Source organism: Parageobacillus caldoxylosilyticus (assembly GCF_019272935.1).
Lineage (GTDB): Bacteria > Bacillota > Bacilli > Bacillales > Anoxybacillaceae > Saccharococcus > Saccharococcus caldoxylosilyticus.
Genome location: NZ_CP040553.1, coordinates 1,412,186 through 1,438,095 on the forward strand (window position 1 = coordinate 1,412,186; position 25,910 = coordinate 1,438,095).

Consider the following 25,910-nt stretch of genomic DNA (forward strand, 5'->3'; position numbering starts at 1 on the left):
GACCAGCTTATTGCTTCACCGCTTTGACCGTAGCCAGCGCTTGCTCGATGTCTTCGTAAACGATGTTGCCCACGACGACCGTATCAGCGTATTTCGCCATTTCTTTCGCCTGTTTTGCCGTTTTAATCCCCCGCCGTAAAACAGCTGTGTTTTCATTAATACTTGTTTGACGCGCTGAACGAGCCCGGGGTCCCCATAGGAACCGCTATATTCCAAATAAAAAATCGGCAGGTGATACATATGTTCCGCCATGCGCGCATACGCGACGACATCCTCTTCCTCAAGCTCCGTGTCCGCCGCAGTAAGCATAGCTGCTTTGCAATGTTTATGTAAAATGCAATACCCTTCCATCCATATTTCATCCCAATTCATGACATCGCCAAACTGTTTCACCGCGTCGTGATGCAGATCGATGATCCACTTTGTTTCGCGGCTGTTCAGTACCATTGGGATAAAATAAAAATCAAAACCAGGGGTGATGGACTCTAGATTGGAGATTTCCAACACACATGGAACGGAAAAGCGGCGGACGCGCCCTAACAACTCCAGTACATTTTCTAATGTAACGCCGTCCGTTCCACCGACAATAATGGCGTCCGTCCCTGATTCACAAACACGTTCGAGATGTTCATCGCTAATTTCTTTGTTCGGGTCTAGCTTAAATACATGGCGCCACTCGCGAATATCATACATATAATAAAACCCTCCATTGATTTATCCATTTTTTCATTATAACAAATCGGCAAAAAGAAAAGGAGTTCCTTTTCATTGGAAGGAATCTCCTTGCTTTCATTAGGCGTTATGCGCTTCTTCGGAAGTTTGGCTTGTTTTTTCTTTAATGCGGTCTAATGCCATCGCATACGCATCGTTTCCATAGTTTAAGCAGCGTTTGACGCGCGAAATCGTTGCGGTGCTTGCTCCTGTTTCCGTTTCGATTTTATGATACGTATAGCCTTCGCGAAGCATGCGTGCTACTTCGAGGCGCTGCGCTAACGATTGAATTTCGTTGACCGTGCATAAGTCATCAAAAAAGCGATAGCACTCCTCTAAATCGCGCAAAGAAAGAATCGCTTTAAACAGCTGATCTACTTCTCTGCCGCGTAATTTATCAATTTGCATAAATAGAGATCCTCCTTTACCACTTTACTATATTTAAGTCAGGAACAACGTTGATCCATGTTTTCCCCGGCACAAAGCCGACCGGGTTTCCATTTATAAACGGCAAAATGCGACCGCTGACATTTTTCCATTGTATTTTTTGTACCACACCATTTTGGAATAAGTACCCGTCTCCCCCAGAATTCAGGTCAATGCTGCGCCGCCCTGCCGCATCAATCACCCGGTGTTTGGCGGCAATGACCATGATATTTTGCATGACGATCGGGTCATGCGTATCATAATCGACCGTTTGTTCTCCTGCACTATAGCGATAATAGCTTTTTTGACTCGGGACATACTTGTACTGTACTTGCGCATAGCTGCGATGCGAATACGCAATGGTAACGGTTTCCGCCTTCTCCCCTGTTGTGGCATCTTGGCGAAATGGAAGCGGCTTGACATCGTCTTGCAGCGTATAGCCGTTTTGGGCTGCCCCTTTTTCAATATTGGCAAATGTAATATAAGAATTATGCGGTGCTTTGCGGAACGAAGCCCGCTGAAACAACGTCCCATCATAAAACAAGCCGTTTAAATAATCCGTCGTTCCGTCTTCCAGTAAGGCTTTTGCCTCCGGGCTCCAGCCATGGCAAACATAGAGCGCATGATAGCCATTGCTCAAATCAATATAGTAGTCGCGCGCACTGCGTACTGGACCTACTTTTTCTGGAAATTCACTCTGATATAATGCTAAAAAGCGTGTAATATCCCCTTCTGCCAGTATCTCATAAACGATATCTGCTTTTTGCAGCCCCGACTGCGGCCGCGCTTTGGGATGATTGTTTACCATTACCGCAATAACGCGATGGTTCACCGTCCCCTCCGCTGGCAGCCCAGTTAGTGGAAACACTTGCTTTTTGGAAATGTCCTGCTGTTTTGGCGTTTCGACGGGTGCCGGTTTCGGCGCAGGGGCTTGCTGTTTGTCTTCATGCATACAACCGTTCATGAAAAGGTACAGCACACTAAACGCAACAAACCAATATTTTTTCAACAGTCACACAACCTTTTTCTTTTTTATTTTAACGCATTATCGGCGGAAAGAGTACTGTTTTATTCATTACATCATAAATTCCTCGTTGTGTAATACGCACATAAGGTAAATGGGTCGATTGTAAAAAGAATAGAGAATAAACTGGGTCAACAAAACGATATCCGCGCTGTTTTAATAGTTCCACAAGCTTTTTCTCTTCATCAATCAGCTGTTCTACGCTTTGTTCCGATGCCATGCCATTAAGAGGCAGCGGAATTTCGTGAATGACTTCACCATTTTCCGCCAGCACTATTCCGCCGCCGATTTCGCACATTCGCTGGAAAGCAAGAAACATGTCCTGCTTGCTTTTTCCAATGAAAATAATATCGCCTGTATTGGAATACGAACTGACAAGCCCGCGGACATTCGTAGCAAAACCTTTCAAAATTGTATTTACGCGCCATTTTCCATGACGGTCCATCAGCACCAAAAAGCTTTCATCGTGATCAGTAGACAGTTCATCGCGAGAGGTATCAATCGAAATAGAATATGGTTTCATAATCACCGCGTTTTTCATATGCATTCCCATTGGCATCGAAAATTGCAAATCATCCATCGATAAATTCCAGGATAGATGAAGCGGTTCAATTCCGTAGTCGTCCCACGATATCGATGGCCATGCAATCGAGTCATCTCCCTCCCGCTTTACCCATTTTCCTTTTGCAAGCACTTGCACAGGAGTCGGATCTTCTTTTGCACGTAAAAAGTTAATGTTTGCTATTCTCCCTGTCGCAATGCTGCCGTGAAGGTGCTCAATTCCGTAATGGCGCGCAACGTTCACCGTAGCCATATTGTAAGCGTCGATGACCGGGACGCCATGTTCCAATGCAATGCGAATCAATCGGTCTATTACTCCTTCTTCATAAAAAGATGGCGGCGAACCGTCTGTCGTGAGAATAAACTTATCATATTGATGAATGCCAAGTTCCTTTATTTCTTGGAGAAGCGTCGGTAAATCCGGGCGAATGGACGAATAACGTAATGACACGGTATATCCGTGCAGGAGCCGCGTATATACTTCTGTGCCCGTCATCGCTTCATGATCGCAATCAGCACCAAGAAGCATCATTTTTGTAAGCGTTTTCTCAGAAGCTCCAGGAAAATGGCCTTCAATTTTTCGTTTCATCCGCTTTGCTTCTTGAATCCAATGGAGCATAAGATTGTCTCCGGCAAGAAGCTTCGGCCATCCCGTTAGCTCTCCACCTTGCAATACCGTTTCTTGTTCCAGCCACCGTTTTACTCTGGCGTTGGATAACTGTTCTTCTTCTCTCTCCAGCTCCGTCTGTCCATCAAATCGGCACCACCAGTACATTGATGATGGAAGCGCATTCATTTTCTGCATCAATAAAAACGCCTGGTCATCTGACAATTGCAAAATAAGGAATAAATTATCGTTAATCAATGTTGTCGTTCCATATTTCGATGCATAGTGTGCAAACGTATGGGGATTATATAACTGAAATGAATGCGCATGCGGTTCCATATAGCCAGGAACTAACACATAACCGCTGCAATCAATGATTTCACATTGATCATCAACGTGATCGGGAAACCGCTCCCCGACGTACACAATTCGATCATGGTATATCCAAATATTCCCTTTTAACCATTCGTGAAGATATGAATGTAAATAAGTCGCATTCGTTAACAATTTTGTCGGTGATTTTTTTCCGTCAATAATCGCAACATGTTCACGTAATTCGTGACTTTTCCAACGATAACGTTGTTCGCTCATATACACCCCGTCCCTTTTTTCCTAATCATTCCATATAATCATTTTACCGCATTAAAGTCATTTTCACAATGAAAAAAGGAGGGAAAAATGGCCATGGCCAATATTGGTATCGTCAATGCACTCATTCGTATTACTTTCGGTCTGACCATGCTTGCATGGGCAACGGCAAAAATGACAAGACGTCCTTGGTGTACTTCTTACCTCATTATAGCGATGCTAGCCGCTATGAAAGTAGGCGAAGGAATCACCCGTTTTTGTCCAATGACTGCTTTATTGGAAAATTATCGCCGCGAGCAGGCGACTCGCATAAAAGAGGATGCTACAATCAATCCTACGTAAATAAAGACTGGCGTTTACATAACGCCAGTCCATTCAAAGGAGTGAATAAACATGTTGCTTGAATACATGACAGATATGTCGTTTGTGCTCGCTTCTCTTATTGGCGGCATTATCGCCCTTGCGTTTGTCTATGTGCGCCGGAAGCGCGTTCGATAGCCTTATTTCCAATATCATGGCGATAAAACAGCTGATCGCATGTAATATAGGAAATTTGCTTATATACAGTTTGTTGTGCTTGCTTTAGCGTCTCCCCTTTCGCCGCTACAAGCAGCACGCGGCCGCCGTTTGTATATAAAGTGTTATTTTCCTTCTTCGTTCCTGCGTGAAATAATAATGTTTTTTCCCCTAACTGATCCCAGCCGCAAATAACCGCTCCGCGTTCATAGGCACCTGGATACCCTTTCGCTGCCAATACCACGCCGATGACGGCCTCCTCCGACCAACGCAGTTCCATGTTCCGCCCTTCCATTACGGCTGTGATCACTTCAATAAGGTCATTTTCCAACCGCGGCAGCACCACCTGCGCTTCCGGATCGCCAAAGCGGGCGTTAAACTCGATCACTTTCGGACCTTGACTTGTTTCCATTAATCCCGCGTACAATACTCCGGTAAACGGTCGTCCTTCCGCCGCCAATGCTTTTGCCATCGGCTGAAGGATCGTGGACAGCGCAATTTCCACCGTTTGCTTGGAAATTTGCGGCACTGGGGAGTATGCCCCCATTCCGCCCGTATTTGGCCCTTCATCATTGTCATATGCTCGCTTATGATCCTGGGCAATCGCAAGTGGATAAACATGTTCGCCATGGACAAACGCCATGAACGAAAACTCTTCGCCTTCTAAGTATTCTTCCACGACCACTTTTTTGCTCGCATCGCCAAACTGGTTTTCGATCATCATCGCCTCTAGCGCCTGGAGGGCCTCCGAAAGCGTCGCAGCGACAATCACGCCTTTTCCTGCTGCCAATCCGTCCGCTTTAATGACAATCGGCGCACCTTTTTTCTCGATATACGCTTTTGCTTCCTCATACGAAGTGAACGTCGCATGTTCGGCCGTCGGAATGCCGTATTTTTTCATCAACTCTTTGGCAAACGCTTTACTTCCTTCAATTAACGCTGCATTTTTACGTGGACCGAAAATGCGCAATCCTTCCGACTCGAAACGGTCGACGATACCGGCAAGCAGCGGCGCTTCCGGGCCGACAATGGTAAGATCGATGCCTTCCTGTTTGGCAAAGCGAACAAGCGCGTCGATCTGGTGTTCCTCAATCGGAACAAGCTCCGCAACTTGCGCGATGCCCGGATTGCCCGGGGCGGCGTATAGCTTAGTAACAAGCGGGCTTTGCGCGGCCTTCCAGGCAATCGCATGCTCCCTACCGCCGCGGCCGACAATCAATACTTTCATAACGCTCCCCCCAACTTAATGTTTAAAATGGCGGATTCCCGTAAAGACCATGGCAATTCCGTATTCATCCGCTTTGCGAATCGAATCAGCGTCGCGAATCGAGCCGCCCGGCTGGATGATGGCGGTAATGCCGGCTTTGGCCGCCGCTTCGACGGTATCGTCCATCGGGAAAAACGCATCGGAAGCAAGCACCGCTCCGTTTGTTTTCTCTCCCGCCTGTTCAATCGCGATTTTCGCCGCGCCAACCCGGTTCATTTGTCCGGCGCCAACGCCGATCGTCATTCCGTCTTTCGCCAGCACGATTGCGTTCGATTTGACGTGTTTGACCACCTTCCAGGCAAACTGCAACTGCTTCCATTCCTCTTCTGTCGGTTCACGCTTCGTCACAACTTTCAGCTCAGCATCCTCAAGCGTGTGCGTATCCGCTTCTTGTACAAGCAGTCCGCCTTGCACGGAAACAAGCATTTTTTCTTTTGTCTTTGGAGCCGCGAAATCCACTGTCAAGAGACGAATGTTTTTCTTTTGCGTCAAAATCGCAAGCGCCTCATCGCTAAAAGATGGAGCGATGACGATTTCTAAAAAGATTTCGTGCATTTTTTCGGCCGTTGCTTTATCCACTTCGCGGTTTAAAGCGATAATGCCGCCAAAAATCGAAACCGGATCGGCCTCATACGCTTTTAGGAACGCTTCATAAATCGTCGCACCCGTGCCGACGCCGCACGGATTCATATGCTTCACCGCCACTGCCACCGGCTCGGTAAATTCTTTGACTAATTGTAGTGCGGCGTTCGCATCATTAATGTTGTTGTACGATAATGCTTTTCCGTGCAGCTGTGTTGCTTGCGCAATCGAGAAAGAGGAACAGAGCGGTTTTTTATAAAACGCCGCTGTTTGATGCGGATTTTCCCCATAGCGTAATGCTTGTTTTTTCTCAAAAGTGACCGTTAGCGTTTCCGGATATTCTTCCCCTGTCTTGTTGGTTAAATATTCGGCAATCAGCGCATCGTATGCGGCCGTATGGCGGAATACTTTCGCCGCCAGTTTCCGTTTCGTTTCCGCGGATATATCGCCATGTTCTTTTAGCTCTTGTATGACCATATCATAGTCGGCTGGGTCCACGACGACCGTTACATAGGAATGATTTTTCGCCGCCGCTCTAAGCATCGTCGGACCACCGATATCAATATTTTCGATCGCTTCCGCAAACGTCACATCGCTTTTGGCAATCGTTTGTTGAAACGGATATAAATTGACGACCACTAAATCAATCGGAGTAATATGATGCTCATGAAGTTCAGCTTGATGGCGCTCATTGTCGCGGATCGCCAGCAACCCGCCATGAATCGCCGGATGCAATGTTTTGACGCGCCCGTCTAAAATTTCCGGAAACCCTGTCACTTCGGAAATACCAATGACGGGAATTCCCGCTTCTTCCAGCGTTTTTTTCGTTCCGCCTGTGGAGATAATTTCCACACCTAATTCCACCAATTGTTTCGCCAGCGGTACAATTCCTTCCTTGTTCGATACACTTAGCAATGCCCGTTTCACTGCCATGATCCTCGATCCTTTCTATTGATGTTCCAGTAATGTTTTTAATACAGTGGGATATAGCTCATGCTCCACTTCGTGAATCCGCGCCTCGAGCTGTTCTAGCGGCTCTCCGTCGTAAATCGGGACAGTGCGCTGTGCGATGATCGGTCCGGTATCCATTCCTTCATCAACATAATGAATGGTTACGCCGGTTACTTTTACCCCCGCCCGGTACGCTTGCCCAATCGCATCTTTGCCCGGAAACGCCGGCAACAGCGATGGATGGATATTGACGATTTTTCCTTCATAAGCAGCAAGCAGCGTCGGACCAATAAGACGCATATAGCCGGCAAGAGCGATGAAATCAATATGATGTTTTCGCAACTGGGCTAAAATCGCCTGTTCAAATTCTGCTTTAGCAACATAATCTTTCGGCGAAAAAACGAACGCAGGAATATGCTCTCGCGCCGCCCGCTCAATGACTTTCGCTCCCGGTTTGTCGCATACTAATAATGCGACGCGTGCTGGCAATATCCCCTTTTTGGCCGCATCAACAATCGCCTGAAAATTCGTGCCGCTGCCGGAGGCAAAAACAGCAAGTTGTTTCATGCCATCGCCCCTCCGACAAATGAAACTCCTTTTCCTCGTTTCACACGGCCGATGACATACGCTTTTTCTCCTAGCTCTGTGAAAAGAGCAGACACACGATCCGCCACTTCACGGTCTACTGCCAGCACCATGCCAATTCCCATATTGAAAATAGAAAACATTTCGCCGTGCTCTAGGTTTCCTTTCTCCCGCAGCAGATCAAAAATCGGCGGCACCGGCCATGAACCATCGTCAATTTCCGCGCCCAGTCCTTCCGGAAGCATGCGCGGGATGTTTTCGATAAAGCCGCCGCCCGTAATATGCGCCATTCCTTTTATATCAAATTGTTTCATCACTTGAAGAAGCGGCTTGACATAAATGCGCGTCGGCTTTAATAGCTCTTCACCGAGCGGAACCGTCAGCGGCTCATAGATGCGGTCCAATTCCAGTTTCGCCTGTTCTATCATGATGCGACGCACGAGCGAATATCCGTTGCTGTGAAGGCCGTTGGAGGCAAGCCCGATTAGCACGTCCCCTTCTTGAATATTGCTCCCCGTCACAAGCTTTGACTTTTCCGCAATTCCAACGGCAAACCCAGCGACATCATATTCCTCTTCTTCATACATTCCCGGCATTTCCGCCGTCTCTCCGCCGATCAGCGCACAACCTGCTTCAGCGCAGCCATCGGCAATTCCTTTGACAATGTGTGCGATTTTTTCCGGCACCGCTTTGCCGCACGCAATATAGTCAAGAAAAAAGAGCGGTTCTGCTCCTTGGACGACAATATCATTGACGCACATCGCCACACAATCTATTCCAATTGTATCATGCCGGTCCATCATAAACGCAATCTTAAGCTTGGTCCCCACGCCATCCGTCCCCGAAACGAGCACCGGCTCCTTATATCCAAGCTTCGATAAATCAAACATGCCGCCAAATCCACCTAACCCGCCAAGCACTTCCGGACGCATCGTTTTTTGCACGTGGGGTTTCATCAAAGAGACAGCCCGATATCCTGCTTCAATGTCCACGCCCGCTTGTTTATATGCTTTTGCCACGTCAAGTCCCCCTTTTTATTTAACCGCCGTAAACGGCAAACGCGCTCGGCTGACATTGGTCGGGTAGTTTCCGGTAAAACAGGCCAGGCATTGCCCGCGTAATGGCAGATGATCCGGCCGACCAATCGCCTCTAACAACCCTTCTTGACTTAAAAATGCTAACGAATCGGCGCCAATGATTTGGCGGATTTCCTCGACTGTATACTTGGACGCAATCAACTCTTCGCGCGTCGATGTATCAATTCCGTAAAAACATGGATGTGTAATCGGCGGCGCGCTAATTCGGACGTGCACTTCCGTCGCCCCCGCTTCACGAAGCATCGCCACAATCCGTCTGCTTGTCGTACCACGCACAATCGAATCATCGACCATTACTACGCGTTTTCCGGCGACCACGCCGCGCACCGGCGACAGTTTCATTTTCACCCCTTGCTCCCGCAATGACTGGGACGGCTGAATAAACGTACGTCCGACGTAACGGTTTTTAATCAGCCCAAGCTCATACGGAATGCCGGTCGCCTCCGCGTAGCCGATCGCAACAGAAATGCTTGAATCGGGCACACCGGTGACAATGTCCGCTTCTGCCGGCGCCTCTAGCGCCAGTCGTTTCCCTAAATTTTTTCTTGCCGTATGAATGTTAATGCCATCCACATTGCTGTCTGGACGGGCGAAATAAATATATTCCATGCTGCAAATCGAACGTGGCCGCATCGGGGCGAACCGTTCGGAACGCATTCCTTCGCCACTAATGATAATTAATTCTCCCGGCTCGACTTCCCTTTCGTACGTGGCGCCGATCACATCAAAGGCACACGTCTCGGAAGCAACGACATAGGCGTCGCCAAGCCTTCCGATCGAAAGCGGACGAAATCCGTGTGGATCAAGGGCGATGTATAGCTCCTTTTCCGTCAATAACAGGAACGCAAATGCTCCTTCCACATAGGCGAGCGCCTCTTTTACCTGCTCTTTGAACGTCGGCGCCTGGCTGCGGCGAATGAGATGGGCCAGCACTTCCGTATCGGAAGTCGTTTGGAAAATGCTACCCTGTGCCTCAAGCTGCAGTTTTAAATCGATTGCATTCGTAAGATTGCCGTTATGGGCAAGGGCAATGCTTCCCGTTTGCGAGCGGAACAGAAGCGGCTGGACGTTTTCATAGCCTCCTCCCCCTGCTGTTGAGTAGCGAACGTGGCCGATTGCTGCCGCTCCATTTAGCGCTTGAAGCACCTCGTTGTGAAACACTTCGGTGACAAGACCCAACCCTTTATGGCTTTGCAGCGTTCCTTGATGGACAACGACGATCCCTGCTCCTTCCTGGCCGCGGTGCTGAAGGCTATGCAAGCCGTAATACGTGAGCTGCGCCGCGTTTTCATGTCCCCAAATGCCGAAAATGCCGCACTCTTCATTTAATCCTTTGATTTCAGCAAGCATGGAATAGCCCCTTTCCACACGCTTCTCATTTCTGCGACGGAAAGTTTGATGACTGCTTCTCCGTTTACGCTCTCAATAAGAAGCGTATTGTCGTCGGTTACCTCACCGATTTGCTTTGCTTCCACCAATTGCTCAAACGTTTCGCGATGTTCTTTTTTCACGGAAACGATAAACCGCGATTGTGTTTCACTAAATAGCTCGCTAGTCACATCCCCGGCGATCGTGACTTTCGCGCCAAGTCCATCCGCGCCCATCAAACATTCAGCCAAGGCAACAGCAAAACCACCTTCCGCAATATCATGCGCCGATGCGATCACTCCTGCCTGGATCGCTGTTAACAGTTGTTTTTGCCGTTTTGCTTCCACTGTTAAATCAATGGCTGGCGCTGGACCAAAAATGCGGCCTTCGAGCCATTTTTGCAGCTCGCTTCCGCCAAACTCCGGCTGCGCTTCGCCGATGACATAAATAAGATCGCCCGCACGTTTAAATGATTGCGTCGTAATATGACGAATGTCTTCAATAAGACCGACCATTCCGACAACCGGAGTCGGATAAATCGCTTCTCCGTTCGTTTCGTTATATAAAGAAACGTTCCCGCCGATGACCGGAGTTTCCAACGCACGGCAAGCGGCGCTCATTCCATCGACCGCTTTTTCGAGCTGCCAGAAGATTTCCGGTTTTTCCGGGCTTCCGAAATTTAGGCAATCCGTCAGTGCCAGCGGTTTGGCACCGGAACAGACCACATTTCTCGCCGCCTCGGCTACAGCAATTTTCCCGCCAGTTTCCGGATCTAAATAAAGGTAGCGCGAGTTGCAGTCTGTTGTCATCGCCAACGCCTTATTCGTGCCGCGAATGCGCACAACCGCCGCATCCGATCCTGGCGCAACCACCGTATTAGTTCGTACCATATAATCGTATTGATCATATACCCATTCTTTGCTGGCGATCGTCGGCTGCGCCAGCAACGCCAGCAGCGTTTTTGCATAGTCGGTGACAACAGGAACATACGGCTCCATCGCTTGGAACTCGCGATAATAGGCTGGCTCTTTTGCTGGTTTATGATAAACCGGCGCATCCTTTGCCAAGGCGTCTACCGGAATCTCGGCGACGACCTCGCCGCGGAAATAGAGGCGGAGCATTTTATCATCTGTCACTTTGCCGATCGCTTTTGCTTCCAAGCCGTATTTGGCGAACAAATCGTAAATTTCTTGCTCGCGTCCTTGTTTGACGACAAGCAGCATCCGCTCCTGCGATTCCGAGAGCATCATTTCATACGGCGTCATACCCGCCTCACGCTGCGGCACCAGATCCAAATTCATTTCAATGCCAAACCCGCCTTTGCTCGCCATCTCCGCCGAAGAGCTCGTCAACCCAGCCGCACCCATATCTTGAATGCCAACAAGCGCATCGGATTTCACTACTTCCAAACAAGCTTCAAGCAATAATTTTTCCATAAACGGATCGCCGACTTGCACAGCAGGCCTTTTCGCCTCCGATTGTTCCGTCAACTCCTCCGAAGCAAACGTCGCGCCGTGGATGCCGTCACGCCCTGTTTTCGCCCCTACATACATGACGGTGTTTCCTACCCCAGTTGCTACGCCGCGTTGAATGTCTTCATGGCGAATAATACCGACGCACATCGCATTGACAAGCGGGTTGCCTTCATAAGCAGGATCAAACTGCACTTCGCCGCCGACGGTCGGAATGCCGACACAATTGCCGTAACCAGCGATCCCAGCCACTACATTTTCAAATAGATACTTGACACGCGGGGACATTAACTCCCCGAAGCGAAGCGAATTTAATAACGCAATCGGGCGCGCCCCCATCGAAAAGACGTCGCGGATGATACCACCGACACCGGTCGCCGCCCCTTGATACGGCTCAATTGCCGACGGGTGGTTATGGCTTTCGATTTTAAATGCCACCGCCAAGCCGTCGCCGATATCCACGATGCCCGCTCCTTCGCCCGGGCCTTGAAGCACATGCTTTCCTTCCGTTGGAAACTTTTTTAATACCGGCTTCGAATTTTTGTAGCTGCAATGCTCGGACCACATGACAGAAAAAATCCCTGTTTCTGTGTAATTCGGCAGGCGGCCCAAAATCTTTTCGATCATCGCAAATTCTTCGTCCGTCAGTCCCATTTCCCGATATAATTTTTCGTCTTTAATCACTGTTGGACTTGGCTCAAGCAGTAACGACATGTGTTTCCCTCCAATATTTCACGATCGATTGGAACAGCTTCAACCCGTCAGCGCTGCCAAGCAGCACATCCACCGCCCGCTCCGGATGCGGCATCATGCCAAGTACATTACCTTTTTCATTGACAATTCCGGCAATATCGGATAAGCTTCCATTTGGATTTTCTCCGTAATAGCGAAAAACGATTTGCCGATTTTCGATCAGTCGCTTTAGTGTTGGTTCATCACAATAATAATTGCCTTCGCCATGGGCGATCGGGATCGTAATGATTTCGCCTTGTTCGTACGAAGACGTAAACATCGTTTCATTGTTTTCTACTTTTAACGACACCGGGCGGCAAATAAACTTCAGACTGTTATTGCGGCGCATTGCCCCCGGAAGCAGCCCTGCTTCTAGCAAAATTTGAAACCCGTTGCATACGCCTAATATCGGCTTCCCTTCATCTGCCGCTTTTTGGACCGCCTTCATGACGTTGGAGAAGCGGGCGATCGCTCCGGAGCGAAGGTAGTCGCCGTATGAAAACCCTCCCGGCAGCAAAATCGCGTCAAAACGGTCAAGGTTTTCCTCATCATGCCATACGTATTCGACTTCTTCTTGCAACTCATCAGCAATCGCATGATACATATCAACATCACAATTTGACCCTGGAAACACGATCACAGCAAATTTCACTGCACGACTACCTCCTCAATTTCATAACGGTAGTCTTCAATAACCGTATTGGCTAACAGCTTTTCACACATTTCCCGCACCAGTTTGTCGATATCGCGGTCGCTTTTCTCGATGACAAGCTCCATAAATTTCCCGATCCGCACGTCCTGCACTTCTGTATACGATAAGCTATGCAGCGCGCCTTTGACCGCCGTTCCTTGCGGATCAAGCACACTTTCACGCAACGTCACATATACCTTTACTTTATACATGCTGATTCTCCCCCTAATCGTTGTAAAATCGCTTCGTATGCATCCGTTAAGCTTCCTAAATCGCGGCGGAACACATCTTTATCCAGTTTTTCGTTCGTTTCCATATCCCACAGGCGGCACGTATCCGGCGAAATCTCATCGGCAAGCAATATTTCACCTTTTGCATCGATGCCAAATTCCAGTTTAAAGTCAACCAGTCGCACCCGCCGCGCGGCAAAGTGCTGCGTCAATACGTCATTAACCTTGAAAGCCAGTTCCTTCAAAACGGCAATCTGCTCTGAGGTGGCCAGCTTTAATATGGCGATGTGATCTTCTAATAAGAGAGGATCACCAAGGTCATCATTTTTGTAATAAAATTCGATAAGAGGTTTTTCCAGAGGGGTGCCTTCTGCGATGCCAAGCCGCTTCGCCAGACTCCCGGCCACAACGTTGCGGACAACCACTTCAAGCGGGATGATCGTCACTTTTTTGACAAGTTGCTCGGTAGCAGATACCTTTTGCAGAAAATGATTCGGAATTCCCGCCTCGCAAAGCTTAGAAAATAGCAAACTAGTAATTTCGTTATTTAAGCGTCCTTTGCCGGCAATCGTCGCTTTTTTCTCTCCGTTGAACGCCGTCGCGCTGTCTTTATATTCCACCCACAACGTATTCTCCTCATCCGTCGTATACACTTTTTTTGCCTTTCCTTCATATAGCAATCCTAGTTTTTCCACCATTTCCCAGGCCTCCGATACAGAATATTGGCAATTTTCTTTAGTGCAGATCGGCAAGAAGCTACTTGCCGATCTGCCGTTACGCTAACCCTAACCGTGCAAAAATCGTATCGATATGCTTTAAGTGGTAGCGATAATCAAAGCAATCGTCGAGCTGTTCTTTTGTCAAACGGCTTGTAATCCGCTCGTCCGCTTCAATCAAGGAACGGAACGGCACTTGTTTTTCCCATGCTTCCATCGCTTTCGGCTGCACTAAATCATACGCTTCTTCCCGCGTCATCCCCGTGTCGATAAGGGCGAGCAGGACCCGTTGCGAATAAATCAATCCTAACGTACGGTCCATGTTTTTCTTCATGTTTTCCGGGTAAACTCTCAAGTTCTTGACAATGTTGGCAAAGCGGTTGAGCATATAGTTTAGAGCGATCGTTGCATCCGGCAAAATAATGCGTTCAGCAGAAGAATGGGAAATATCGCGTTCATGCCAAAGCGGAACATTTTCGTACGCCGTCAGCATATACCCGCGGATGACGCGCGCCATTCCCGTCATGTTTTCCGAACCAATCGGATTGCGCTTGTGCGGCATCGCCGATGAACCTTTTTGTCCTTTCGCAAAAAACTCTTCCACTTCCCGCACTTCGCTTTTTTGCAGCCCACGAATTTCAACGGCAAATTTTTCAATCGATGTCGCAATCAGTGCCAGCGTCGCCATATAATACGCATGGCGGTCGCGCTGCAGCGTTTGTGTGGAGATCGGCGCTGGTTTCAATCCTAATTTTTCGCACACATATTGCTCCACAAACGGATCGATGTTCGCATACGTCCCGACCGCGCCAGAAATTTTGCCGACACGCACCGTTTCCGCCGCTTGTTTAAACCGTTCTAAATTGCGCAGCATTTCCGCATACCATAATGCCATTTTCAGGCCAAATGTTGTCGGTTCCGCGTGAACGCCGTGCGTGCGCCCCATCATGACCGTATATTTATGCTCCAACGCTTTCTCTTTCAATACTTGAATAAGATTTTCCAAATCTCTTAATAAAATTTCGTTCGCTTGTTTTAGTAAATAAGACAGGGCGGTGTCCACGACGTCAGTCGATGTCAGCCCATAATGCACCCACTTTCGTTCTTCGCCTAACGTTTCTGAAACAGCGCGCGTAAACGCCACGACATCATGGCGCGTTTCTTCTTCAATTTCTTTAATGCGCGCGATATCAAACGAAGCGTTTTGGCGGATGCGCTCGACATCTTCTTTTGGAATGACGCCAAGCTCTGCCCACGCCTCACAAGCTAAAATTTCCACTTCCAGCCATGCTTTAAAGCGGTTTTCTTCCGTCCAAATTGCTCCCATTTCCGGTCTTGTGTAACGTTCGATCATACGTATTCTTGCCTCCGATCCTTCCAAATTTGCCACGAATCCACCATTTCCAGCGCATCATCCACACGCTCGGCAAGCACCGTGACATGCCCCATTTTTCGCTTCGGTTTTGCCTCTTTTTTGCCGTACAGGTGCAAATGCGCCGCACCAAGCTTTCCAATATTTTGCCGTATCGGCTCGACATGCTCCCCTAAAATATTGACCATGACAGCCGGCTTTAGCAAGGCGGTGCTTCCTAACGGCCAATTGCAGATGGCGCGGATATGCTGCTCGAATTGGGACGTCGCACAAGCATTAATTGTATAATGACCTGAGTTGTGCGGTCTAGGGGCAAGCTCATTAATATAAATATCCCCTTCTTTTGTCAAAAACATTTCGACTGCCAGCGTTCCGACTAAAGAAAAGTAATCGGCGAGCGTTTCCGCATAGCGCATTGCTTTTTTTGCGACATCCGCAGCAATGCGCGCCGGGGCAATGGTCTGATGCAAAATATTATCGATATGAATGTTTTCTGCAACCGGAAATGCCGCCATCTCACCGAACCCATTTCTTGCGACGATCACGGAAATTTCTTTGTCAAATGAAATCCAGCTCTCCAATACGCAAGGACCAATTTCTAACAAAGAAAGCGCCGGTTCCATATCTTCTTGGCAGCGAATCACGTGTTGCCCTTTCCCATCATAGCCGCCACGGCGCGTTTTCAACACACACGGAATACCGATTTTTTCAACTGCAAAAGCAAGCTCTTCTTTCGTCTGTACTTCCGCATATGGAGCGACGGGAAGACCTGCAGCGATGATCTCCCGTTTCTCGGCCGCGCGATCTTGCGTGACGGCGAGCAACTGGCTTCCCTGCGGCACATAGGCGTGTTCAACGAGCCAATGTAAAGCATTAGCATCAATATTTTCAAATTCATACGTAATCACATCGCTTACTTTCGCCAGCTCTGCAATCGCCCCGCGGTCGCTATATTCGGCAGTAATTTCGATATCAGCCACCTGGCCACAAGGGGAATCAGGTGTTGGGTCGAGCACGGCGATACGAAACCCCATTGCTTTTGCCGAAAGCGCCATCATCCGTCCAAGCTGTCCGCCGCCGATAATTCCGATCGTCTGTCCGGGAAGGACTTGCCGCTTATCCAAGTTGATCACTACTTTCCATCACCTGTTTTTTTATTTGCTCTCTTCGCTCCTTTAACGCCTCCATGTATTGCGGATCATGAATGCCTAATATGGCAGCTGCTAAAAGCCCCGCGTTTGTCGCTCCCGCCTTTCCGATGGCAACGGTGGCGACTGGGACCCCGCCAGGCATTTGCACAATCGATAGAAGGGAATCTAACCCGTTCAACGCTTTTGACTGCACCGGCACGCCAATAACAGGGATGGTTGTTTTCGCTGCTACCATTCCCGGCAAGTGGGCTGCTCCGCCCGCTCCTGCGATAATCACCTTAATACCTCTTTCCTCTGCTGTTTCGGCATACTCAAACATATAATCAGGCGTTCGATGGGCAGAAACGACCTTTTTCTCAAATGGAATTTGCAACTCCTCTAATATATCACAAGCATATTTCATCGTTTCCCAGTCTGAATGGCTGCCCATAATTACTCCAACAAGCGGCGGCATAGAATATTCACTCCTTTATCATTCATAACAAAGCCCAGAGCGTACGTTCCCCTCCTTGATAAGGGAAAGTATCGCTCTGGGCATACTCCGACCATCTTGTCGAAAAAAAGCCAAACCGATCCTTTCCCTCATAGTCCAATAATTTACGGTTATTGGGTAGAGACTTTTGGGCCATATTCCCAAAATTATATGAGGGATCATCGACACTATGAAGTTACTATTATCTTAACAATATTTTTCATGAACTGTCAACAAAAATCGAACATTTAATTTATATATAATATAAATGTTCGTGTTTTCTGTCTCACCAAACGGTAGAGAAAACATATGATGAAATAGCGGAGGAGGGAAAAATTGTGAAAGGGAACCCATTTGATCCGTTTTCCGATTGGACAAAACATTGGCAGCAATTTTTCCAAGGAGACTTTTGGGGAAATTTTCAATCATTTTTGCCAACGACAAATAAACAATCAGGCATTAATATATATAAAAAAGACAACGAACTGCTGATCGTTGTCAGTTTGCCCGGATTAGAAAAAGTGGAAGACGCAGAACTTTATATATACTACAAAACATTAGAAATCAAGGCTAATATTAACTTAAACTTTAAAGGATTTGAATTAGTGGAGGAAGGAATCTTTCAAGGCACATGGGAAAAAACGATTCCCCTTCCATTTGCGGTAAAGGAAGATCGCATTGAGGCAACGTATCATAATGGTTTGCTATTCATTCATCTTCACCGTCTGATTCCGGATGAGCAAAAAAAGAAAATCGAAATTAAAAAAGGGGAATAAGCGAAAAAAAGAGGATGTCCCGATCATTTTGGGACACCCTGTTCCGATGTTCCGTTTCCTATACTAAATCAAAAAGGGGGTCTAGGAAACGATGATAACGCTTCTAGTTTTGGGGGAGAGGATTTAAATGGCGTCATTAAAACTTCAATGACCTGACCAGAGATAGGCAAAAAAATTAGAGAACTCATGCAGCTCTCTAATTTTTGCCTGCCTAGCGACGACCTACTCTTGCAGGGGCGCTGGCCCCAACTACCATCGGCGCTGGAGAGCTTAACTTCCGTGTTCGGGATGGGAACGGGTGTTTCCTCTCCGCTATAGTCACTAGGCAAGCTGTTCTATTGGACATATATTATTATATTCATCAGATTAATTTTGTCAAGAAGGAGTTCATTCCTTCAAAACTAGATAACCGTCTGCTTGGAAGAAGCCAAGCGCCTCCGCTTTTCGCGCTGTCTAGCTCCAGCTCACCGCCGCTCGGGGTCAAATAACCTTCGCCTTCGGGATGCAAGCATCCCTCCAGGCGAAGAACATTTGCCCTTCGCGGCGAACCGCTCGCCTACGCTTTTCTGATTGGTTAAGTCCTCGATCGATTAGTATCCGTCAGCTCCACGTGTCGCCACGCTTCCACCTCGGACCTATCGACCTCGTCATCTTCGAGGGATCTTACTCGCTTGACGCGATGGGAAATCTCATCTTGAGGGGGGCTTCACGCTTAGATGCTTTCAGCGCTTATCCCTTCCGCACATAGCTACCCAGCGGTGCCCCTGGCGGGACAACTGGTACACCAGCGGTGCGTCCATCCCGGTCCTCTCGTACTAAGGACAGCTCCTCTCAAATTTCCTGCGCCCGCGACGGATAGGGACCGAACTGTCTCACGACGTTCTGAACCCAGCTCGCGTACCGCTTTAATGGGCGAACAGCCCAACCCTTGGGACCGACTACAGCCCCAGGATGCGATGAGCCGACATCGAGGTGCCAAACCTCCCCGTCGATGTGGACTCTTGGGGGAGATCAGCCTGTTATCCCCGGGGTAGCTTTTATCCGTTGAGCGATGGCCCTTCCATACGGAACCACCGGATCACTAAGCCCGACTTTCGTCCCTGCTCGACCTGTCCGTCTCGCAGTCAAGCTCCCTTGTGCCTTTGCACTCTCCGAATGATTTCCAACCATTCTGAGGGAACCTTTGGGCGCCTCCGTTACCTTTTGGGAGGCGACCGCCCCAGTCAAACTGCCCACCTGACACTGTCTCCCACCCCGATAAGGGGTGCGGGTTAGAATTTCAATACCGCCAGGGTGGTATCCCACCGGCGCCTCCACCGAAGCTGGCGCTCCGGCTTCCCAGGCTCCCACCTATCCTGTACAAGCGATACCAAAATTCCATATCAGGCTGCAGTAAAGCTCCACGGGGTCTTTCCGTCCTGTCGCGGGTAACCTGCATCTTCACAGGTAGTATGATTTCACCGGGTCTCTCGTTGAGACAGTGCCCAAGTCGTTACACCTTTCGTGCGGGTCGGAACTTACCCGACAAGGAATTTCGCTACCTTAGGACCGTTATAGTTACGGCCGCCGTTTACTGGGGCTTCGGTTCGCACCTTCGCTTTCGCTAAGCGCTCCCCTTAACCTTCCAGCACCGGGCAGGTGTCAGCCCCTATACTTCGCCTTTCGGCTTCGCAGAGACCTGTGTTTTTGATAAACAGTCGCTTGGGCCTTTTCACTGCGGCTCCCTCGGGCTCATCACCCAAGAGAGCACCCCTTCTCCCGAAGTTACGGGGTCATTTTGCCGAGTTCCTTAACGAGAGTTCTCCCGCGCACCTTAGGATTCTCTCCTCGCCTACCTGTGTCGGTTTGCGGTACGGGCACCTCTCACCTCGCTAGAGGCTTTTCTTGGCAGTGTAGGATCGGGGACTTCGGGACCGATGGTCCCTTCGCCATCACGGCTCAGCCTTTGCGCCAGACGGATTTGCCTATCTGGCAGCCTAACCGCTTGGACAGGCTATTCCAGCAGCCTGCTCGCCCTACCTTCCTGCGTCCCCCCATCGCTCAAACGGTGAGGAGGTGGTACAGGAATCTCTACCTGTTGCCCATCACCTACGCCTTTCGGCCTCGGCTTAGGTCCCGACTAACCCTGAGCGGACGAACCTTCCTCAGGAACCCTTAGGCTTTCGGTGCAGAGGATTCTCACCTCTGTTTTCGCTACTCACACCGGCATTCTCACTTCTAAGCGCTCCACGAGTCCTTCCGGTCTCGCTTCGGTGCACTTAGAACGCTCCCCTACCGATGACCAACGGTCATCCCACAGCTTCGGTGGCACGTTTAGCCCCGGTACATTTTCGGCGCAGAGTCACTCGACCAGTGAGCTATTACGCACTCTTTAAATGATGGCTGCTTCTAAGCCAACATCCTGGTTGTCTTGGCAACTCCACATCCTTTTCCACTTAACGTGCACTTTGGGACCTTAGCTGGTGATCTGGGCTGTTTCCCTCTCGACCACGGATCTTATCACTCGTAGTCTGACTCCCAAGGATAAGTCGTTGGCATTCGGAGTTTGACTGAGTTCGGTAACCCGATGAGGGCCCCTAGCTCAATCAGTGCTCTACCTCCAAGACTCTTCCCTTGAGGCTAGCCCTAAAGCTATTTCGGGGAGAACCAGCTATCTCCAGGTTCGATTGGCATTTCACCCCTACCCACACCTCATCCCCGCACTTTTCAACGTGCGTGGGTTCGGGCCTCCAGTAGGTGTTACCCTACCTTCACCCTGGACATGGGTAGATCACCTGGTTTCGGGTCTACGACGACGTACTATACGCCCTATTCAGACTCGCTTTCGCTGCGGCTCCGTCTTTTCGACTTAACCTCGCACGCCATCGTAACTCGCCGGTTCATTCTACAAAAGGCACGCCATCACCCATCAACGGGCTCTGACTACTTGTAGGCACACGGTTTCAGGTTCTCTTTCACTCCCCTTCCGGGGTGCTTTTCACCTTTCCCTCACGGTACTGGTTCACTATCGGTCACTAGGGAGTATTTAGCCTTGGGAGATGGTCCTCCCTGCTTCCGACGGGATTCCCCGTGTCCCGCCGTACTCAGGAGCCACTCGGGAGGGAACGAAGTTTCGACTACAGGGCTGTCACCTTCTCTGGCGGGCCTTTCCAGACCGCTTCGTCTACCCCGTTCCTTTGTCACTCCCATCTGAGTGGTCCTACAACCCCAAGAGGCAAGCCTCTTGGTTTGGGCTGTTCCCGTTTCGCTCGCCGCTACTCAGGGAATCGCGTTTGCTTTCTTCTCCTCCGGGTACTAAGATGTTTCAGTTCCCCGGGTGTGCCCTCCATACCCTATGGATTCAGGTATGGATACTGCCCCATTACGGGCAGTGGGTTCCCCCATTCGGACATCTCCGGATCAACGCTTGCTTACAGCTCCCCGAAGCGTTTCGGCGTTTGCCCCGTCCTTCATCGGCTCCTAGTGCCAAGGCATCCACCGTGCGCCCTTTCTAACTTAACCAACATCAGCGCTTCTCGGCTTCTTCCTTTCGGTTATCTAGTTTTCAAGGAACGAACTTATTTTCCGCATCTGCTTATAGATACAGACCTAAACCATTGAAGGAATAACTAATATTCCTTCAAAACTGAACAAGGCTACTGCCTTGAATTCACTTCTTTGCTGCCTTGCGCCGAGGAATCCAGCTTCTTTGAATTCACTGGAAGACGCAGGCGCAAAACTCTTGAAGGAATAGTTATATTCCTTCAAAACTGAACAAAACTCTGCGTCCACCTTTCACGTTAACATCCTTAGAAAGGAGGTGATCCAGCCGCACCTTCCGGTACGGCTACCTTGTTACGACTTCACCCCAATCACTTGCCCCACCTTCGGCGGCTGGCTCCCTTGCGGGTTACCTCACCGACTTCGGGTGTTGCAAGCTCTCGTGGTGTGACGGGCGGTGTGTACAAGGCCCGGGAACGTATTCACCGCGGCATGCTGATCCGCGATTACTAGCGATTCCGGCTTCATGCAGGCGAGTTGCAGCCTGCAATCCGAACTGAGAGCGGCTTTTTGGGATTGGCTCCCCCTCGCGGGTTCGCAGCCCTTTGTACCGCCCATTGTAGCACGTGTGTAGCCCAGGTCATAAGGGGCATGATGATTTGACGTCATCCCCACCTTCCTCCGGTTTGTCACCGGCAGTCCCCCTAGAGTGCCCAACTGAATGCTGGCAACTAGGGGCGAGGGTTGCGCTCGTTGCGGGACTTAACCCAACATCTCACGACACGAGCTGACGACAACCATGCACCACCTGTCACCCTGTCCCCCCGAAGGGGGAACGCCCTGTCTCCAGGGTTGTCAGGGGATGTCAAGACCTGGTAAGGTTCTTCGCGTTGCTTCGAATTAAACCACATGCTCCACCGCTTGTGCGGGCCCCCGTCAATTCCTTTGAGTTTCAGCCTTGCGGCCGTACTCCCCAGGCGGAGTGCTTAACGCGTTAGCTACAGCACTAAAGGGTTTGACCCCTCTAACACTTAGCACTCATCGTTTACGGCGTGGACTACCAGGGTATCTAATCCTGTTTGCTCCCCACGCTTTCGCGCCTCAGCGTCAGTTACAGACCAGAGAGCCGCCTTCGCCACTGGTGTTCCTCCACATCTCTACGCATTTCACCGCTACACGTGGAATTCCGCTCTCCTCTTCTGCACTCAAGTCCCCCAGTTTCCAATGGCCCTCCACGGTTGAGCCGTGGGCTTTCACATCAGACTTAAGGGACCGCCTGCGCGCGCTTTACGCCCAATAATTCCGGACAACGCTCGCCCCCTACGTATTACCGCGGCTGCTGGCACGTAGTTAGCCGGGGCTTTCTCGTTAGGTACCGTCACCGTACCGCCCTATTCGAACGGTACTTCTTCTTCCCTAACAACAGAGCTTTACGATCCGAAGACCTTCTTCGCTCACGCGGCGTCGCTCCGTCAGACTTTCGTCCATTGCGGAAGATTCCCTACTGCTGCCTCCCGTAGGAGTCTGGGCCGTGTCTCAGTCCCAGTGTGGCCGGTCACCCTCTCAGGCCGGCTACGCATCGTCGCCTTGGTGAGCCGTTACCTCACCAACTAGCTAATGCGCCGCGGGCCCATCCGTAAGTGACAGCCGAAGCCGCCTTTCAACCAAAGACCATGCGGTCTTTGGTGTTATCCGGTATTAGCTCCGGTTTCCCGGAGTTATCCCGGTCTTACGGGTAGGTTACCCACGTGTTACTCACCCGTCCGCCGCTAACCGAACAAGAGCAAGCTCCTGCTCGGTCCGCTCGACTTGCATGTATTAGGCACGCCGCCAGCGTTCGTCCTGAGCCAGGATCAAACTCTCCATAGAAAGTTGATTGGCTTATTTTCAGCTTCAGCACCGACACCGCAAGGTGTCGCAGCGCTTCAGCTTTTCTTATTGTCCAGCTTCAGCGCCTAGCTCTCTTGCGCCAAATAACCTTCCCCCCTCGAAGTGCAAGCACTTCTGCGGGTGAAGAACATTTGGCTTCGAGAGCTGATCTCGGCGCTTCCGCTTTTCTATGTGGACGCTTCGTTTTGTTCAGTTTTCAAGGAACATTTGTTTCGTTCTCTAAAAGCGACTCTTATAATATATCACTTTCGATTTAACATGTCAATATGTTTTTTTAAATTTTTTCGCCGCATCAAAGCGGCTTTATTAATATAACATCATCGCTTATTACATGTCAACCATTTATCATAGGTATTTTTATCCACCCAAACGACTTTTTCTGCACTCTATACACCCACACATACCGCCAAACAAACAGCATATGTGTTTTATCCTTTATTATATGTTTCTAAAAAGCACCATATTAGCGGCAATGCCTTCATTTACAACCTGACACGATTGAATCGATTGCTTCTGCGAGGTGTTCCTACTGCAAGTTTAGTCATCAAATCTCTGAACAAAAAAGAAAGATGCCACAAAAGATCATTCATGTGACATCCTTTTCATTCGCTTAACGTTTCCACTCTCTCGATAGCATCCCATAAACAACGTGGTCAACGAAATGATCGTAAAGCCATTCTGCCTCGCGGATCGTTCCTTCATTCGTAAAACCTAACCGTTCCGGAATGGCCCTGCTTCGTTTATTTTCCACTGCGCAGCGGATTTCGACTCGATGCAAATGCTGTTCATCAAATAAATAATCGATACACGCTTTACACGCCTTTGTCATCAGCCCTAGCCCTTGAAACTGCTCTCCGAGCCAGTAGCCGATGCTCGCTTTTCGATTGGCGCGATCGATATAATGAACCCCGATCACACCGGCCAGCTGTCCCTTATGCCAAATCCCTGCTTCCAAGCCGTTTCCGGCGACAAACTTCTGCAATCCTCCGATGATAAACGCTTTCGAATCCTCTATTGCTTTTGTCGAGTCCACCCACGGAAGCCACTTCCGCAAATGCGGACGACACGAATCGACTAACACAAATAATCGTTCTGCATCTTCAGCTGTGAGCAACTTCAACCATGATTCGTCATCCAATCGGTGGATAAACACAACAACACTCTCCCTCCTCCACAAATTTTTCCTATTATTATAGCAAATTTCAATAAAAAAGCCCGCCGTTTCCGGCGGACTTTTTCTATTCTCTTAAAAAGGCAAAGTATAAGATAAAGATGACAAATAACACATATAAAAGCGGATGAACTTCTTTGCCTCGTCCTTTTAAAACCATTGTAATTGGGTAAAAAATGAACCCAACCGCGATTCCTGTGGCAATGCTGTAGGAAAGCGGCATCGTAATTAATGTGAAAAACGCTGGAATTGCTACCTCTAATTTTTTCCAATCGATTTCACCGATCGACGATACCATCAGCACGCCGACGATAATGAGTGCTGGCGCGGTGACTGGCGCAGTCACAACGCTTAGTAGCGGCGAGAAGAATAGTGCCAGCAAAAACAAAATTCCTGTCACAACTGCGGAAAAACCGGAACGTCCGCCGGCAGCGACACCTGCTGATGATTCGACGTATGAAGTCGTCGTTGATGTTCCAAGCACAGCGCCGACCATGACCGCTGTCGCATCGACAAGCAATGCTTTTCCTGCACGCGGCAGCTTATTATCTTTTAACAGACCCGCTTGGTTGGCCACCGCAAGCAACGTACCGGTGGCGTCAAAAAAGTCGACAATGAAAAAGGTTAAGACGACACCAAGCATTTTTAACGAGAAAATGTCTGGCAAATGTTCAATCGCAACACCAAATGTTGGCGAAATATCCGGAATGGCGCCGATGATTTTATCCGGCACGTCGATTAAGCCGAATATCATGCCGACAATCGCTGTAATGACCATGCCGTAAAACACGGCGCCATTAACTCTTCTTACCATTAAAATGACGGTCACGAACAAACCGAAAATCGCCAATAGCGTGTTGCCATCTTTCAAATCGCTTAACCCTACTAATGTTGCTGGGTTATCGACGATGATTTTCGCATTTTGCAGGCCGATAAATGTAATAAACAGCCCGATCCCCGCACCGACCGCATATTTCAATTCCACTGGGATCGCATCAATGATTTTCTCACGGATGCCTGTTAACGACAAAATCGTAAAAATCACTCCGGATACAAATACTCCCGCTAACGCCGTCTGCCATGGAATATGCATATGGAGCACGACAGTAAACGCAAAAAACGCGTTCAGCCCCATTCCTGGAGCGAGCGCAATCGGGTAACGCGCCAAGACGCCCATTAAAATACAGCCATATGCGGCAGCGAGCGCCGTGGCCACAAATACAGCCCCCTGGTCAATCCGCAGTTCGTTTGGAAAATCTTTTACCGCTCCTAAGGAAAGCGTGAACGGGTTGACAAATAAAATGTATGCCATTGACAAAAAGGTTGTCAGCCCAGCGATGATCTCTGTACGGTAATTCGTGCCGAGCTCTTCAAATTGGAAATATTTTTTCACTTCTTGTCCCCCCTATTAAAATAAAAACGCTTCTAGTAAGCTACCAGAAGCGTTGACTAAGAAGGAATAATGAACATAGAG

Annotated in this window: 22 protein-coding genes, 3 rRNA genes, 1 pseudogene and 1 riboswitch; of the genes and pseudogenes, 3 read left to right on the forward strand and 23 right to left on the reverse strand. The window is 49.2% G+C overall.

What is annotated here, in order from left to right; genetic code table 11:
• Positions 1-7: 7 nt before the first annotated feature.
• The 4 genes and pseudogenes from pcrB to BV455_RS07160 all read right to left on the reverse strand — a co-directional run bounded on the left by pcrB (position 8) and on the right by BV455_RS07160 (position 3,920).
• Positions 8-693: pseudogene (gene pcrB / locus BV455_RS07145) on the reverse strand (heptaprenylglyceryl phosphate synthase).
• 99 nt (positions 694-792) lie between these two features.
• Positions 793-1,119: a YerC/YecD family TrpR-related protein gene (locus BV455_RS07150; RefSeq protein ID WP_017434408.1), complete on the reverse strand. Its 327-nt coding sequence runs from the start codon at positions 1,117-1,119 to the stop codon at positions 793-795.
• Between the two features lie 16 nt (positions 1,120-1,135).
• A complete protein-coding gene (locus tag BV455_RS07155) occupies positions 1,136-2,101 on the reverse strand; it encodes a DUF3048 domain-containing protein (RefSeq protein ID WP_081160969.1) in 966 nt (321 codons plus the stop codon).
• Between the two features lie 73 nt (positions 2,102-2,174).
• Positions 2,175-3,920, reverse strand: coding sequence for an adenine deaminase C-terminal domain-containing protein (locus BV455_RS07160; RefSeq protein WP_061578986.1), 1,746 nt, complete (start codon positions 3,918-3,920; stop codon positions 2,175-2,177).
• A 93-nt stretch (positions 3,921-4,013) separates the two neighbouring features.
• On the opposite strand from BV455_RS07160, the gene BV455_RS07165 reads away from it, so the two are divergent.
• Positions 4,014-4,259, forward strand: a complete 246-nt coding sequence (locus BV455_RS07165) for a YgaP family membrane protein (protein ID WP_026078391.1) — start codon at positions 4,014-4,016, stop codon at positions 4,257-4,259.
• 51 nt (positions 4,260-4,310) lie between these two features.
• On the forward strand, positions 4,311-4,415 hold the full coding sequence (locus BV455_RS20780) for an EYxxD motif small membrane protein (protein WP_323755019.1): 105 nt from the start codon (positions 4,311-4,313) through the stop codon (positions 4,413-4,415).
• Here BV455_RS20780 and purD read toward each other — a convergent pair.
• From purD to purE, 12 genes are all read right to left on the reverse strand, one after another.
• Positions 4,369-5,661, reverse strand: a complete 1,293-nt coding sequence (gene purD / locus BV455_RS07170; RefSeq protein ID WP_218687899.1) for a phosphoribosylamine--glycine ligase — start codon at positions 5,659-5,661, stop codon at positions 4,369-4,371. The genes BV455_RS20780 and purD overlap by 47 nt on opposite strands.
• A gap of 15 nt (positions 5,662-5,676) precedes the next feature.
• A complete protein-coding gene (gene purH, locus BV455_RS07175) occupies positions 5,677-7,215 on the reverse strand; it encodes a bifunctional phosphoribosylaminoimidazolecarboxamide formyltransferase/IMP cyclohydrolase (RefSeq protein ID WP_218687900.1) in 1,539 nt (512 codons plus the stop codon).
• Positions 7,216-7,230: 15 nt separating this feature from the next.
• Positions 7,231-7,800, reverse strand: coding sequence for a phosphoribosylglycinamide formyltransferase (gene purN, locus BV455_RS07180; protein ID WP_218687901.1), 570 nt, complete (start codon positions 7,798-7,800; stop codon positions 7,231-7,233).
• Entirely contained in the window at positions 7,797-8,837 is a 1,041-nt protein-coding gene (gene purM / locus BV455_RS07185) for a phosphoribosylformylglycinamidine cyclo-ligase (RefSeq protein WP_218687902.1), read from the reverse strand. The genes purN and purM overlap by 4 nt, the downstream gene beginning before the upstream one ends.
• Before the next feature lie 15 nt (positions 8,838-8,852).
• Entirely contained in the window at positions 8,853-10,265 is a 1,413-nt protein-coding gene (purF, locus tag BV455_RS07190; RefSeq protein WP_218687903.1) for an amidophosphoribosyltransferase, read from the reverse strand.
• Entirely contained in the window at positions 10,241-12,469 is a 2,229-nt protein-coding gene (gene purL, locus BV455_RS07195) for a phosphoribosylformylglycinamidine synthase subunit PurL (protein ID WP_218687904.1), read from the reverse strand. Before purL ends, purF begins: the two co-directional genes overlap by 25 nt.
• Positions 12,453-13,139 carry a phosphoribosylformylglycinamidine synthase subunit PurQ gene (purQ, locus tag BV455_RS07200; protein ID WP_061578989.1) on the reverse strand — a complete coding sequence of 229 codons (687 nt, stop codon included), beginning with the start codon at positions 13,137-13,139 and terminating at the stop codon, positions 12,453-12,455. The genes purL and purQ overlap by 17 nt, the downstream gene beginning before the upstream one ends.
• On the reverse strand, positions 13,136-13,390 hold the full coding sequence (purS, locus tag BV455_RS07205; protein ID WP_017434419.1) for a phosphoribosylformylglycinamidine synthase subunit PurS: 255 nt from the start codon (positions 13,388-13,390) through the stop codon (positions 13,136-13,138). The genes purQ and purS overlap by 4 nt, the downstream gene beginning before the upstream one ends.
• Positions 13,378-14,106 (reverse strand): phosphoribosylaminoimidazolesuccinocarboxamide synthase, encoded by a 729-nt coding sequence (purC, locus tag BV455_RS07210; protein ID WP_409993708.1) that lies wholly within the window; start codon positions 14,104-14,106, stop codon positions 13,378-13,380. The genes purS and purC overlap by 13 nt, the downstream gene beginning before the upstream one ends.
• A gap of 76 nt (positions 14,107-14,182) precedes the next feature.
• A complete protein-coding gene (gene purB, locus BV455_RS07215; protein ID WP_042408930.1) occupies positions 14,183-15,478 on the reverse strand; it encodes an adenylosuccinate lyase in 1,296 nt (431 codons plus the stop codon).
• The gene (gene purK, locus BV455_RS07220) at positions 15,475-16,629 is read right to left on the reverse strand and encodes a 5-(carboxyamino)imidazole ribonucleotide synthase (RefSeq protein WP_017434422.1); all 1,155 of its coding nucleotides are present in this window, start codon (positions 16,627-16,629) and stop codon (positions 15,475-15,477) included. The genes purB and purK overlap by 4 nt, the downstream gene beginning before the upstream one ends.
• Complete coding sequence (gene purE, locus BV455_RS07225; RefSeq protein WP_017434423.1) at positions 16,613-17,101, reverse strand: 5-(carboxyamino)imidazole ribonucleotide mutase; 489 nt, start codon at positions 17,099-17,101, stop codon at positions 16,613-16,615. The genes purK and purE overlap by 17 nt, the downstream gene beginning before the upstream one ends.
• Before the next feature lie 111 nt (positions 17,102-17,212).
• Positions 17,213-17,314, reverse strand: a riboswitch (purine riboswitch).
• Positions 17,315-17,454: 140 nt separating this feature from the next.
• Between purE and BV455_RS07230 the strand changes: the two genes are divergently transcribed.
• On the forward strand, positions 17,455-17,895 hold the full coding sequence (locus BV455_RS07230) for an Hsp20/alpha crystallin family protein (RefSeq protein WP_100225059.1): 441 nt from the start codon (positions 17,455-17,457) through the stop codon (positions 17,893-17,895).
• Positions 17,896-18,104: 209 nt separating this feature from the next.
• Here the strand turns inward: BV455_RS07230 and rrf are convergent.
• The 7 genes from rrf to BV455_RS07265 all read right to left on the reverse strand — a co-directional run bounded on the left by rrf (position 18,105) and on the right by BV455_RS07265 (position 25,829).
• Positions 18,105-18,221, reverse strand: a 5S ribosomal RNA gene (gene rrf, locus BV455_RS07235).
• A gap of 35 nt (positions 18,222-18,256) precedes the next feature.
• Positions 18,257-18,403 carry a hypothetical protein gene (locus BV455_RS07240; protein ID WP_218687905.1) on the reverse strand — a complete coding sequence of 49 codons (147 nt, stop codon included), beginning with the start codon at positions 18,401-18,403 and terminating at the stop codon, positions 18,257-18,259.
• Positions 18,404-18,465: 62 nt separating this feature from the next.
• Positions 18,466-21,396 (reverse strand): 23S ribosomal RNA (locus tag BV455_RS07245).
• 87 nt (positions 21,397-21,483) lie between these two features.
• Positions 21,484-21,666 carry a hypothetical protein gene (locus BV455_RS07250; RefSeq protein ID WP_218687906.1) on the reverse strand — a complete coding sequence of 61 codons (183 nt, stop codon included), beginning with the start codon at positions 21,664-21,666 and terminating at the stop codon, positions 21,484-21,486.
• 21 nt (positions 21,667-21,687) lie between these two features.
• Positions 21,688-23,244: ribosomal RNA gene (locus BV455_RS07255) — 16S ribosomal RNA — on the reverse strand.
• The 16S, 23S and 5S rRNA genes sit together here, the layout of an rRNA operon.
• A gap of 631 nt (positions 23,245-23,875) precedes the next feature.
• On the reverse strand, positions 23,876-24,418 hold the full coding sequence (locus BV455_RS07260; protein ID WP_017434425.1) for a GNAT family N-acetyltransferase: 543 nt from the start codon (positions 24,416-24,418) through the stop codon (positions 23,876-23,878).
• Positions 24,419-24,503: 85 nt separating this feature from the next.
• Entirely contained in the window at positions 24,504-25,829 is a 1,326-nt protein-coding gene (locus tag BV455_RS07265) for an NCS2 family permease (RefSeq protein ID WP_017434426.1), read from the reverse strand.
• Positions 25,830-25,910: the final 81 nt, after the last annotated feature.